Consider the following 12280-nt stretch of genomic DNA (forward strand, 5'->3'; position numbering starts at 1 on the left):
GAGCCTGACTTAGGTGCAAGTTAGAGGGAAAGGTGCACTCGGGCACAAGCACGGCACACCTTTCCTGCATTACTACGGTTGGTTAACGATCGACTACCGACCCGGGGTCGGTGACGAGGACGTACTCGCCAGATAACTGGCGACCGTGTCTTTCGCTACCGCGTCGTAAAGGGCGGATGCCTTGTCGTGGTCGGCCAGCACCACACTCTGCCCGTCCCGGGTACCGAATCCGCTGTACGGGCTCGTCATGAACGTGAGGTCGCTGCTACGCAGCCCGTGGAACTGCCAGGCCATGTCGGCCAGCGAGAAGTCCTTGTCCACGGTCATCGCCTTGGTCACCGCCTGGAGGAAGCCGTTGAGTTTCCCGGGATTGGTCAGCGTGCCGGTGCTCGCCGCCTTGTCCATGATGTCCTTGAGGAACTGCTGCTGGTGCTTTTCCCGGGTGATGTCGCCATCGGAGAACTGGTACCGCTGCCGTACGTAGTCCAGCGCCTGTGCGCCGTTGAAGTGGTCCAGCCCCTTCTTGAACACCCGGTGCGGCGGGTGGATCGAGGTGATCGTCTGATCCACCTGCATGTCCACGCCGCCCAGCGCGTCGGTCACCTCTTGAAAACCGCCGAAATCGATCAGTGCGAGGTGGTCGACATGCACACCGGTGAAGCCCTCGACCGTCTGGATGACCAGCGGCAGCCCACCGAACGCGAATGCCGAATTGATTTTGTTGTTGCCGTGCCCGGGGACGTTGACGTACGTGTCACGCGGAATCGAAATCAGATACGCGTGCTTATGGTCCGCCTGCATGTGCATGAGGATGATGGTGTCGGTCCGCGACCCAGCGTTGGCCTTCTCGTCCGGATCACGCGAGTCGCTGCCCAGCAGCAGGATGTTCATGGCGCCCTTGGCGAGCACGGGCGGCCGATCGCCGGTGATCTTGCTGAACGGGTCGGTGCGGCCGATCTGCGAATCCAGGTGCCGCGAATACAGGAACACACCGAAGCCGGCAAGCACCGCGATCAGCGCCACGGCCGCGCCGGCGACCAGCGCGATCCGACCCCAGTGCGGCCGTCTCCGGCCCCGGTACTGCCGCCCGGGCGAGCCACCCGGGCCCTGTGGTCCTCCCGGACCGCGCCCACCACCGCCCGGACCGCCGCCGCCGGGCCCGCCACCGAAGCCGGGATCGGCCTGCCGGCGGGTCGGCGGAGCCGTCGCGGAGCCGCGGGTGCTCGGCACACCAGCGCGACCGCTGGCTCGGGCTTGCGGACCGGAGACGTGAGCTCGACCGGAGGGCGTCGTCATTCACCCAGGGTACGTAGCCCCTGCTAGTCGTCCCTGCCGCCACGACGGCGACGGGTACAGATCGGGACTATCGGACGCGGTCGGCGAAGTACTCGATGGTCCGTCGCAGACCCTCTTCGCTGCCCACCATGGGCTGGTAATCCAGCTTGGTGCGGGCGAGCGTCAGGTCGGGCCGGCGCTTCTCCGGGTCGTCCGCGCTTCGGGTGATATAGGTAACAGTCGACGCGGACCCGGTCAACTTGATGATTGTCTCGGCGAGGTCCCGCATGGTCATTTCGTCCTCGGTGCCGCAGTTCACCGGGCCGGTCTCGGTGGAGTCGAGCAACGCGACGATGCCCCGCACCAGGTCGTCGACGAAGCAGATCGACCGGGTCTGGTTGCCGGTGCCGGCAACCGTGATCGGCTCACCGTGCAGCGCCTGGTTGACGAACGTCGGGATCGCCCGGCCGTCGTCGGGGCGCATCCGGGGACCGTACGTGTTGAAGATCCGGACGATCCCCACGTCCACGCCGCGGGAGCGGTGGTAGGCCATCGCGGCGGCCTCGGAGAACCGCTTGGACTCGTCGTAGACGCTGCGGATGCCGTTGGGGTTGACGTTGCCCCAGTACGTCTCGGGCTGCGGGTGCACCAGCGGGTCGCCGTACGCCTCCGACGTGGACGCCATGATGAACCGCGCGCCGTCGGCCTGGGCCCGCTCCAGCAGGTGCAGGGTGGCCACCGAGCCGACCCGCAGGATCTCGACCGGCAGCTGCTCGAAGTCGGTCGGGCTGGCCGGCGACGCGAAGTGCATGATCGCGTCGAAACGGCGGGACAGGGCCGGCTCGTGATCCGGCAGCCCGTCGGTGATGTCGGCCTCGACCAGGCAGAATCGGGGATTGTCGGCCAGATGGGCCACATTCTCCTTGGCACCGGTGACGAAATTGTCCAGCGCCACCACCTCGCAGCCCCGAGCGACCAGGGCGTCTACGAGATGGGAGCCGACGAACCCGGCGCCGCCCGTTATCAATATCCGGTGACCCTCGCCGTATCGCTGCACAACCGCCATACCGCTCAGGTTAATGGATCGGTCGCGGGTCGACCCCGCCGACTCCAGGGGATGCCCGATCGACGGCCGGACGGCGCCAGACCCACTGGGCAGGCGCCGTCCGGACCGGGATTCGCGGCAAGGTACGGCGACTACACCGAACCCGCCCCGGTGAGCGAGCGGACTTCCAGCTCGGCATAGCGTTCCGGGTCCCGCTCCCGGGAGGTGCGGGCACCGATGTAGGCCGCCAGGAAGCCGATCGGGATGGAGATCAGACCCGGGTTGCTGAACGGAATCGGCGCGGGAGTGGTGCAGCTGAACAGCGCCGTCGCGTTGTTGACCTCGGTCGAACTCGTCGGTACCCCGCAGTCCGCGGCCTGCGTCGCGGTCAGCTTGACCGCCGGCAGGTTGCTGTTGGAACCGCCCCAGCAGATCGGCGAGAGCAGCACGACCAGTACCGCGGAGATCAGGCCACCGTAGATGCCCCAGACCGCGCCCCGGGTGTTGAACTTCTTCCAGAACAACGAGAACAGGATCGCCGGCAGGTTCGCCGACGCCGCGATGGCGAACGCGACCGCGACCAGGAACGCGACGTTGAGGCTGCGGGCGAAGACCGCCAGCACGATGGCCACCGCGCCGACTCCGAAGGCGGCGTAGCGGGCGACGTTGACCTCCTCGCGCTCGCTGGTCTGCCCGCGCCGTAGCACGTTGGCGTACAGGTCGTGCGCCACGCTCGACGAGGAGGCCAGGGTGAGCCCGGCGACCACAGCCAGGATGGTGGCGAACGCGACCGCGGCGATGACCGCCAGCAGGACGGCCCCGCCGGTCGAACCGCCGAGGTAACGGGCACCCAGCACCTGAGCCAACTGCGGCGCGGCCGTGTTGCCGCCCGGGTCCTGCGCGGCGATCGCCTTGCCGCCGACCAGGGCCGCCGCACCGAAGCCGAGGGCCAGGGTGAGCAGGTAGAACACGCCGATGATGCCGATCGCCCAGAGGACGCTGCGGCGAGCCGCCTTCGCGTTGGGTACCGCGTAGAAGCGGATCAGCACGTGCGGCAGGCCGGCGGTACCGAGGACCAGCGCCGCCCCCAGCGACAGCAGGTCGAGCTTGCTGACCAGCGTCGCGCCGGAGTTGCCGGCGATGTCCTTGCCGTACTTGAGCCCGGGTTCCAGGAACTCCGCGCCCTTGCCGGACTTCGCGGCCGCGTCCCCGAGCAGCGACGACAGGTTGAACCGGAACGCGATCGCGACCAGCAGCGCCATCAGGATCGCGCCCAGCATCAACATGAACGCCTTGACGATCTGTACGTACGTGGTGCCCTTCATGCCGCCGATGACCACGTAGGCGATCATCAGGATGCCGATGAGCACGATCGTGAGAATCTTGGCGGTCGTCGGGGTCAGGCCGAGGAAGGTCTGGCCTTCCTTAATGCCCAGCAACAACGCCACGAGCGAACCGGCGCCGACCATCTGAGCCAGCAGGTAGAAGATCGACACCACGATGGTGGAGACCGACGCCGCGGTACGCACCGGGGTCTGGCGCATCCGGTACGCCAGCACGTCGGCCATCGTGTACCGACCGGAGTTGCGGAGCAGCTCCGCGACCAGCAACAGGGCCACCAGCCAGGCGACCAGGAAACCGATCGAGTAGAGGAAGCCGTCGTAGCCGGACAGCGCGATGATTCCGGCGATGCCCAGGAAGCTGGCCGCCGACATGTAGTCGCCGCCGATCGCCATGCCGTTCTGGAAGCCGCTGAACGACCGGCCGCCGGCGTAGAAGTCGGTGGCATTGCGGGTCTGCCGGTTGGCCCAGATCGTGATGGCGAGCGTGACCAGCACCAGCACGAGGAACAGGACGATGGTGAGGGTACGGGCGGTGCTGCTCACTGCTGCTCACTCCCCTCGATCTCCTGCCGCAACTGGTCGGCGACCGGGTCGAGCCGGCGGCTCGCGAACCGGGCGTAGAGCCACGCGATCAAGAACGTGGAGACGAACTGGAGCAGCCCGAACACGAGGGCGACGTTGATGTGCCCGACGACCTTGGTGCCCATGAAGCCGCGGGCGTACGCGGAGAGCACCACGTACAGCCCGTACCAGACCAGGAACGCCACGGTGGTGGGGAACACGAAGCCACGGAACGCCTTGCGGAGCGCACCGAAGCCGTCAGAGTCTTGGAGAGCGCGGTATCGACCTTCGTCCGGCGGTGCCGGGGGGGCCGGAGTCTCGGTAGCCATGGCCGGACGGTATGGGCTACCGCCCAGTTACCGAGGGTGCCGGTCGACGGCTGCGCCGAGCGGCTCCGGCGATGCGCCGAACGAGAGCCGCGATGCCGCTCAACGCAGCTGCCGGTACCGGCCCCGGAAGTGGGTGAGCGGGTCGAGGTCGGGACCGATCTCGACGTACTCGACGGTGCCCTCGACCAGCAGGCCCCACCCGTACGGGCGACTGCCGGTCAGCCGGCAACCGGCCCAGGTGTCGAGGCCGTCGAGTACCGGCCCGTAGTCGGTCTCGCGCCAGGGGTCCGCCCGGAACAGCCCGCCCGGCGCCGGCATCAGCCCGGCGAACCGGTCGGCGAGCTGCCGGTCAGAGTCCCGCAGCGGGGCCACCGTGAAGCGGCCCGCCTCCTCGACGGCGCTCCAGAGCTCCGACTCGTCGTCGATGAGGCCCAGCACCAGGCCGGGGTCACCGTCCGCGACGAGCGCGGAGGACACGGTCAGGCCGGCCGGGCCGGGCGCGGTCCACAGGGTCACCGGGGAGGCGAGCCGGCCGCGGAGCCGCCGTACCGGCGAGCGGTCCTCCTCGGGCGACGCGAACGGGTCCGACGCGTGGATCGTCATGCGCGCGCGTCAGGCGGCCGGGTCCTCATGACGGCAGCGTAATCTCGCCCAGCAGGTCCGGTCCGCGGCGGTCCAGTTCGTCGCCGACCAGCCGGGTGGTCACCAGTACGCCGGCGATGCCCCAGGCCAGTCCCGCCGGCAGCACCAGCCAGGACAGCGCACCGGGCAGGGCGAGGGCCGCCATCAGCACCGGCGACGCGGACACCACCGCGGCGACCATGCCGATGAACGCGAGCAGGCCCTTGGCGCTCGCCGACCCGCCGGCCGAGGCGAACGCGTTGCGGCTGTCCGGCACCGGGTAGGCGACCAGCACCGACAGCACCGACGCGACGGCCATCGAGGCGCCGTACATCGCCGCGGCGGTCCCCAGAGTCGCGATGAGCTGCCCGCTCTCCTCGCCGAACACCGCGACCGCCACGACGATCACCAGCAGCACCGGCACCATGATCACGGACAGCGCGGCGGCCCGGGCCCGCAGTTCGGTGCGGCCCGGTACCGCGGCCAGCAGGTGCGCGGCGTACGCGCTGCCGTCGAAGCCGAACTGGTTGGCCAGGATCGCGGCGCCGGCCACCGAGGTGAACGCCACCGCCAGCGGCAGCGGTACGCCGGCCGAGTGGCCCGGGGCCAGCCGCAGCGCGACCGGGACCACCGCACCGCCCACAATGATCGAGATGAGGCTGGATCGCCGGCGTGGGTCTCGCGACCAGTACCGCAGTTCCCGCGCCATGATCCCGGAGAACTGTCCCGGCTGGGCCGCCGGCCGCAGCACGGCGGGCAGCAGCGTGCGGACCACTCCGCCGCGTACCGGCCGGCTACCGCCCAGCCCGCCGGACACGCCGATCATGGCGGACTCCAGGGTCACCGCCCACCACCAGGTCAACAGCGCGACCGTACCGGCGACGATCGCCAGCCGTACCAGTGCCAGCAGCGGCCGCCCGTCGGCCAGGTCGTACGGCGCGACGAACCCGGCCGACAACGGCGTCCAGGCGAGTACCCCGGCGATCCGCAGCACCGGCGCCAGGCTCGCGTGCCCGAGCGTCGACGAGATCACCAGCTGGAGTGGGCCCATCGACGCGGCCAGCAGGGCGATCACCACACCGGCCAGGTCACGCACCCGCCGGGACCGGAGCAACGCGGCGAACCCGCTGGTCACGGCGCGGCTCAGCACGATGCACAGCAACAGGTTCAGGGCCCCGCCGAGGATGGCTACGCCCACCCCGGCCGGTCCGGCGCGCAGCCCGCCGGCCACCGCCACGCCGAGCATCGCCAGCGCGGTGGCCACCCCCGGGATGCCGACCACGGCACCGGCCAGCATGCCGGTGGCGAGGGTGCGCCGGGGCAACGGGAGCAGGGCGAACCTGGCCGGGTCGAGGGTCTCGTCGACGCCGAAGAACAGCAGCGGGAGAAGCAGCCAGCCGAGCACCAGAGTCGCGCCGCCGAACGAGGCCATCACGTACCCGATGTCCCGGCCCACCGCGCCGCTGGTCAGGAACAGCAGGAATCCGGCGATCGCCAGCCACAGGCCGACCGCGAGGCTCACCGCGAACGTGACGACCCGCCGCCGCCGGCCGCGCAGCCCGTGGCCGAGCATGCGCAGCTTGAGCCGTACGAACACGGTGACACGCACCGGCCGGACCGGCATCAGAGCCACGTCAGCTCCTCGCCGGTGGCCACCCGCCCGCCCACCACCTCGACGAACACGTCTTCCAGGTCGCGGCCGGCACGTACCTCGTTCAGCGTGCCCACCGCCTTGATCCGTCCGTCGGCGAGGATCGCCACGTGGGTGCAGATCTTCTCCACCACCTCCATCACGTGGCTGGAGAAGATCACCGTGCCGCCCGTCTCGACGTACCGGTGCAGGATGTCGCGGATCAGGCTGCCCGCCACCGGATCGACCGACTCGAACGGCTCGTCGAGTACGAGCAGCCGCGGGGCGTGCAGCAGAGCGCAGGCCAGGCCGATCTTCTTCTTCATCCCGGCCGAGTAGTCGACCACCAGGGTCCGGCCGGCGTCGGCCAGGCCGAGCACGTCGAGCAACTCCCCGGCCCGGGTCTCGATCAGATCCGGCGGCATGCCCCGCAACAGCCCCTGGTAGGCCAGCAGCTCGGGACCGGAGAGCCGGTCGAACATCCGGACCGAGTCGGGAAGCACACCGAGCCGGCGCTTGGCCTCGACCGGATCGGCCCACACGTCGTGGCCGAGCACGTAGGCCCTGCCCTGGCTCGGCCGCAGCAGCCCGACCGCCATCGACAGGCAGGTGGTCTTGCCGGCGCCGTTGGGGCCGAGCAGCCCGTAGAACGAGCCGGTGGGTACGTCGAGGTCGACTCCGCCTACCGCCAGCTTGGCGTCGAACCTCTTGACCAGGCCCCGTAACTTCAGGGCCGGCACAGTACCGTCCAGCACGAGATTGACGCTACCGGCTCACGCCGTCCCAGGGGCTCCGCCCGGTTAACCGGATTCCGGCCCTGCCGCCGGCGCTCGGACGGCTACAGGCGCAGCGGGTCGGGAGCGTGCAGGCGCAGCATGGTCAGGCCGACGTTCACCGGTACCCGGCGGCGGGTCGCCAGCGACACCGAGACCATCACCAGGAACGCCAGGGGGACCGTCCACGCCGCCGGCTGGCCGATCAGGACCGCCGGCCAGCCGGTCAGCGGCGGCCCGACCACCGTGGTGATCACCGCGGCCAGCGAGATACCCCCGCCCAGCGTCACGCCCGCCGCCGCTCCCATCGCGGTCAACCCGCGCCACCAGATACCCAGCACGAGCAGGGGGCAGAAGCTGGACGCGGCCACCGCGAACGCCAGCCCGACGACCTGGGACACGTCCAGCCCACCGGCACGCAGCGCCAGGACCAGCGGAACCAGGCCGGCGAGCACCGCGGATACCCGGAAATCCCGGACCGACCCCCGGCCCAGCAGGTCCGTCGACAGCACCCCGGCGACGCTGGTCAGCAGCCCCGACGAGGTGGACAGGAAAGCCGCGAACGCGCCCGCCGCCACGAGCGCGCCAAGCAGCTGACCGGTCAGCCCGGACAGCGCGGCACCGGGCAGCACCAGCACCACGGCGTCCGTGTCGCCGGTCATCAGCAACTGCGGGGTGTAGACCCGGCCGAGCACGCCGTACAGCGTCGGGAGCAGGTAGAACAGGCCGACCAGGCCGAGCACGACCAGGGTGGTGCGGCGGGCCGCGGCGCCGTCCCGGTTGGTGTAGAAGCGGACCAGCACGTGCGGAAGGCCCATCGTGCCGAGGAACGTCGCCAAGATCAGCGAGTACGCGGCGAACAGGCCACGGTCGCGCCCGCCCCCGGTCTCGGTCGAGCCGGGCAGCAGCCAGTTCGCCCCGGAACTGCTCTCGACGCCGCGTACCTGCGGAATCGGCGTACCCGCCGGGAAGTCCATGGACGCGTGGGCCGGCACGTCCACGGTGGACCCGTCCGGACGCACCAGCGTCGCGGCGTGGTCGAACACCACGGTGGTCGAGTGGGCGAACGTCGCACCGGACGGCGGGGCCAGCGGCGGGCGACCATCGGCCTGCCAGTGCAGGACCAGGAAGATGATCGGTACGGCCAGCGCGGTCAGCTTGAGCCAGTATTGGAACGCCTGCACGAAGGTGATCGACCGCATCCCGCCGAGGGCCACGTTCGCGACCACCACGCACCCGACGAGCAGGACTCCGACCTGGTACCGGCCCCCGGCGACCGTCTGCATGGTCAGCCCGGCGCCCTGCAGCTGCGGTACCAGGTACAGCCAGCCAATCATGATCACGAACAGCGTGGCGAGCTTGCGCAGCCGCACCGACCCCAGCCGCAGCTCACAGAAGTCCGGCAGGGTGAATGCCCGGGACCGGCGCAACGGGGCGGCGACGAACAGCAGCAGCGCGAGGTATCCGGCGGCGAACCCGACCGGGTACCAGAGCACGTCCACGCCCTGCTTGAGTACCAGGCCGGCGACCCCCAGGAAGCTCGCCGCCGACAGATACTCCCCGCTGATCGCGGCGGCGTTCCACGCCGGGCTGACCTCCCGCGAGGCGACCAGGAAGTCGGAGGTCGTGCGGGCCACCCGCAGCCCGTACGTGCCGATGACCACGGTCGCGACCGTGACCACGACGATGGCCGGGATGGCGTAGCCGTTCAGTGCTTCTCCACCAGGTCGGTGAAGTCCCGCTCAGTGCGCTCGACCAGGTGCACATACGCCCAGCCGACACCAAACAGGAACGGGTACGCGGCGACTCCGAGCAGCAGCCAGGGCAGCACCACGCCGAACGGGCGGGTACCGGCGACCGCCGGCGCGATCGCGAACAGCAGCGGCAGGCTACCCAGCCCGACCGCGACCACGGCGGCGCACCGCAGGGCCAGCGCCAACTGGGTGCGCACGAGGCCCTTCACCAGCGCCTCCCCGATGCCGGTCTGCTCCTCCAGCTCGGCCCGGGTGTGGTCGCCACCGCCCCGCGGCGCGGCGGCGTCGACGAGGACGACGCGGACTCGCTTGGGCGGTTCGGGAGGCATGGACCGCAGTGTGTCGCTCCGCGCCCTGGTGCGCAATGGTCACGAGGGCGGGGTCAGCGGGCCGGCAGCGCCACCCGGATGCGGCAGCCCGGCTTCGGCGCGTCCACCACGGCGATCTGCCCGCCGTGCAACTCGACCGCCCACCGGGCGATGGCCAGCCCCAGGCCGGTACCCGCCTGGCCGCCGGTGCGCTCGCCCCGGGTGAACCGCTCGAACACCCCGGCCCGCTGGTCCGGCGGGATCCCCGGCCCCTGGTCGGTCACCTCGATGATGAACCGGTCGGCCTCGCGGCGGGCCACCGCGGTGACGATGCCGTCGTCCGGGCTGTGGCGTGCCGCGTTGTCCAGCAGATTCGCGAGTACCTGGTGCAGCCGGGCCGGGTCGGCGACCGCGACCAGCGGGAGGTTCGACGCCTCGAAGCTCACCGCGCGCCCGGCCGCCACCGCGGACACCTCGGCCTCGCGTACCGCCTCCTGCAGGAACTCCGTCACGTCGAACTCGGCCAGTTCCAGCGGTACCGCGCCGGCCTCGATCCGGGACAGGTCGAGCAGCTCGGTGACCAGCCTGCCGAGCCGTTCGGTCTGGGCCAGCGCGGTTCGCAGGGTCTGCGGATCGGAGACGCCGTCGACGACGTTCTCCAGTACCGCCTGGAGCGCGAAGATCGGGGTACGCAGCTCGTGCGACACGTTCGCGATCAGCTCGCGACGCTGCCGGTCGGCCGCCGCCAGGTCGCCGGTCATCTGGTTGAACGCCGCGGCGAGCTGCCCGACCTCGTCGCGCGAGGTCGCCCGTACCCGCCGGGTGTAGTCCCCGCGTGCCATTGCCCGTACCGCCGCGGTCATCTCCCGCAGCGGCCTGGTCATCCCGTGCGCCAGCACCTGCGAGGTGAGCAGGGCGACGCCGATCGCGGTCAGTGAGGCGGCGATCGGCAGCGAGCCGACGACGACCCCGAACACGACAAGGCCGGCCGTACCGCTGGCCAGCACGACGATGCCGAGTTTGAGCTTGATGTGCCGGACGAAGTCCAGCGGCCGGGGCATGACCTCACCCAGCCGAGCCATCGCCACGCGTACCCGGCCGGTGCCGTCCACGCCGAGCTGACCGGCCGTCACACCGCTCTCCTCTCCGGCAGGCGTGCGAGTTGCTCGCCGCCACCGTCGCCCGGCTCGGGCCGCGATTCCCCCGCTTCCGCGACATCGAGGGAGTAGCCGACGCCGTGCACGGTGCGGATCACGTCGGCGCCCAGCTTGCGTCGCAGCGCCTTGACGTGACTGTCGACCGTGCGCGTCCCCGATGCGTCGGCCCAGCCCCAGACCTCGGCGAGCAGCCGTTCCCGGGGCAGGACGGTGCGCGGCCGGCCGGCCAGGTGTACCAGCAGGTCGAACTCGGTCGGCGTGAGGTGAACCTCGACCCCGGCCCGGCGTACCCGCCGCTCGGCCCGATTGATCTCCAGGTCGCCCAGCGCGATCGGCGCCTGGCCGGCGCCGGCGACCGCGCGCTCCATCCGGCGCAGCAGCGCGTGTACCCGGGCGGCCAGCTCCCGGAGGGAGAACGGCTTGGTGAGGTAGTCGTCCGCGCCCACGGCGAGGCCGACAAGCAGATCGGTCTCCTCGTCCCGCGCGGTCAGCATGATCACCGGTACCGGGCGCTCGGCCTGGATCCGCCGGCACACCTCCAACCCGTCGAAGCCGGGCAGCATGATGTCGAGGATGACCAGGTCGGGCGCTACCCGCCGGGCCGCCGCGACGGCGTCCGGTCCGGTGGCGGCGAGGTCGACGAGGAACCCCTCGGCCCGCATCCGCGCGGCGACCGCGTCGGCGATGGTCGGCTCGTCTTCGACGATGAGGATGCGGCGTGTGCCCATGGGCACGAGCCTAGAAGCCGGGCGTGGACGGGTCGCGGGGGCGATGTGAAGGAGTGATGGAGGCGTCTGCGGCACCCCTCGAGCGCGGTCCTGTCAAGCCCGGAAATCGATCCTGTGGATGACTAAACTGGCCTGTGGATAACCGACCACGGCCCTTGCGATCTCGACAAGATGGGCGGCATGACAGTGACCGATCCGCTCATACAGCACGGGAGCAGGCCGTGGACGATCGACGACCTCGCGGACCTGCCCGAGGGCAACCGGTACGAGCTCCTTGGAGGGAGCCTGCTGGTGAGTCCGCCCGCCGACAACTTTCATTGCCGCACTAGCCAGGATCTGACCGACGTTTTGAAACGTGGCGCGCCCAAGGACCTCTACGTCGCCGGTTCGGGCTTCGGCGTCGGGTTCCCCGACGCCGGCACCTACTATGTCCCCGACGTGATCGTCTTCCAACGCTCAGCGCTTGGCCGACGGGCGAAGTCGGTCAAACCGGCCGACGTGCTGCTCGTCGTCGAGGTGCTCTCGCCAAGCAACGCCGGTCGCGACCTGGTGATGAAGCGGTATGACTACGCCGCCGCGCGCATCCCGCAGTACTGGATCGTCGACCAGGACGGGCAGGCGATCACGGTCCTGGAGCTGGACGCGTCCGGCCAGCACTACGAGGAGTCGATCGTCGTCAAGGCGGGCGAGCGGCTCGTGACCGACCAGCCGTTCCCGATCGACTTCGACCCGGCCGAAGTGTTCTGACCGGCGAGG

The 12280-nt window shown here is 70.5% G+C and carries 12 protein-coding genes; 1 reads left to right on the top strand and 11 read right to left on the bottom strand.

Translation table 11 applies throughout. The features are described from left to right. Window positions 1–93 precede the first annotated feature (93 nt). From Raf01_RS06500 to Raf01_RS06550, 11 genes are all read right to left on the bottom strand, one after another. Complete coding sequence (locus Raf01_RS06500) at window positions 94–1296, bottom strand: LCP family protein (protein ID WP_203916802.1); 1203 nt, start codon at window positions 1294–1296, stop codon at window positions 94–96. 67 nt (window positions 1297–1363) lie between these two features. Continuing rightward, window positions 1364–2341 carry an NAD-dependent epimerase/dehydratase family protein gene (locus Raf01_RS06505; protein ID WP_203916803.1) on the bottom strand — a complete coding sequence of 326 codons (978 nt, stop codon included), beginning with the start codon at window positions 2339–2341 and terminating at the stop codon, window positions 1364–1366. A gap of 131 nt (window positions 2342–2472) precedes the next feature. Next, a complete protein-coding gene (locus Raf01_RS06510; protein ID WP_203916804.1) occupies window positions 2473–4206 on the bottom strand; it encodes a monocarboxylic acid transporter in 1734 nt (577 codons plus the stop codon). Then, the gene (locus tag Raf01_RS06515; RefSeq protein WP_203916805.1) at window positions 4203–4553 is read right to left on the bottom strand and encodes a DUF485 domain-containing protein; all 351 of its coding nucleotides are present in this window, start codon (window positions 4551–4553) and stop codon (window positions 4203–4205) included. The genes Raf01_RS06510 and Raf01_RS06515 overlap by 4 nt, the downstream gene beginning before the upstream one ends. 99 nt (window positions 4554–4652) lie before the next feature. After that, a complete protein-coding gene (locus Raf01_RS06520; protein WP_203916806.1) occupies window positions 4653–5156 on the bottom strand; it encodes a flavin reductase family protein in 504 nt (167 codons plus the stop codon). Between the two features lie 25 nt (window positions 5157–5181). Beyond that, window positions 5182–6807: an ABC transporter permease gene (locus tag Raf01_RS06525; protein WP_203916807.1), complete on the bottom strand. Its 1626-nt coding sequence runs from the start codon at window positions 6805–6807 to the stop codon at window positions 5182–5184. After that, window positions 6798–7556, bottom strand: a complete 759-nt coding sequence (locus tag Raf01_RS06530; protein WP_203917078.1) for an ABC transporter ATP-binding protein — start codon at window positions 7554–7556, stop codon at window positions 6798–6800. Before Raf01_RS06530 ends, Raf01_RS06525 begins: the two co-directional genes overlap by 10 nt. Window positions 7557–7642: 86 nt before the next feature. Beyond that, window positions 7643–9289: a sodium/solute symporter gene (locus Raf01_RS06535; protein ID WP_203917079.1), complete on the bottom strand. Its 1647-nt coding sequence runs from the start codon at window positions 9287–9289 to the stop codon at window positions 7643–7645. Beyond that, window positions 9286–9660 (bottom strand): DUF485 domain-containing protein, encoded by a 375-nt coding sequence (locus Raf01_RS06540; RefSeq protein ID WP_203916808.1) that lies wholly within the window; start codon window positions 9658–9660, stop codon window positions 9286–9288. The genes Raf01_RS06535 and Raf01_RS06540 overlap by 4 nt, the downstream gene beginning before the upstream one ends. A gap of 53 nt (window positions 9661–9713) precedes the next feature. After that, window positions 9714–10772 (bottom strand): HAMP domain-containing sensor histidine kinase, encoded by a 1059-nt coding sequence (locus Raf01_RS06545; protein ID WP_444544544.1) that lies wholly within the window; start codon window positions 10770–10772, stop codon window positions 9714–9716. Next, entirely contained in the window at window positions 10769–11524 is a 756-nt protein-coding gene (locus Raf01_RS06550) for a response regulator transcription factor (RefSeq protein WP_203916809.1), read from the bottom strand. The genes Raf01_RS06545 and Raf01_RS06550 overlap by 4 nt, the downstream gene beginning before the upstream one ends. A 180-nt stretch (window positions 11525–11704) precedes the next feature. On the opposite strand from Raf01_RS06550, the gene Raf01_RS06555 reads away from it, so the two are divergent. Then, on the top strand, window positions 11705–12271 hold the full coding sequence (locus Raf01_RS06555; protein ID WP_203916810.1) for a Uma2 family endonuclease: 567 nt from the start codon (window positions 11705–11707) through the stop codon (window positions 12269–12271). Window positions 12272–12280: the final 9 nt, after the last annotated feature.

This window comes from Rugosimonospora africana, from assembly GCF_016862975.1.
In the GTDB taxonomy this organism is placed as follows: domain Bacteria; phylum Actinomycetota; class Actinomycetes; order Mycobacteriales; family Micromonosporaceae; genus Rugosimonospora; species Rugosimonospora africana.

Excerpts from the sequence above, each read along its gene's own strand:
- Raf01_RS06520 (WP_203916806.1), bottom strand. The coding sequence starts at position 5,156 with ATGACGATCCACGCGTCGGACCCGTTCGCGTCGCCCGAGGAGGACCGC.
- Raf01_RS06515 (WP_203916805.1), bottom strand. The coding sequence starts at position 4,553 with ATGGCTACCGAGACTCCGGCCCCCCCGGCACCGCCGGACGAAGGTCGA.
- Raf01_RS06550 (WP_203916809.1), bottom strand. The coding sequence starts at position 11,524 with ATGGGCACACGCCGCATCCTCATCGTCGAAGACGAGCCGACCATCGCC.
- Raf01_RS06505 (WP_203916803.1), bottom strand. The coding sequence starts at position 2,341 with ATGGCGGTTGTGCAGCGATACGGCGAGGGTCACCGGATATTGATAACG.
- Raf01_RS06555 (WP_203916810.1), top strand. The coding sequence starts at position 11,705 with ATGACAGTGACCGATCCGCTCATACAGCACGGGAGCAGGCCGTGGACG.
- Raf01_RS06500 (WP_203916802.1), bottom strand. The coding sequence starts at position 1,296 with ATGACGACGCCCTCCGGTCGAGCTCACGTCTCCGGTCCGCAAGCCCGA.
- Raf01_RS06540 (WP_203916808.1), bottom strand. The coding sequence starts at position 9,660 with ATGCCTCCCGAACCGCCCAAGCGAGTCCGCGTCGTCCTCGTCGACGCC.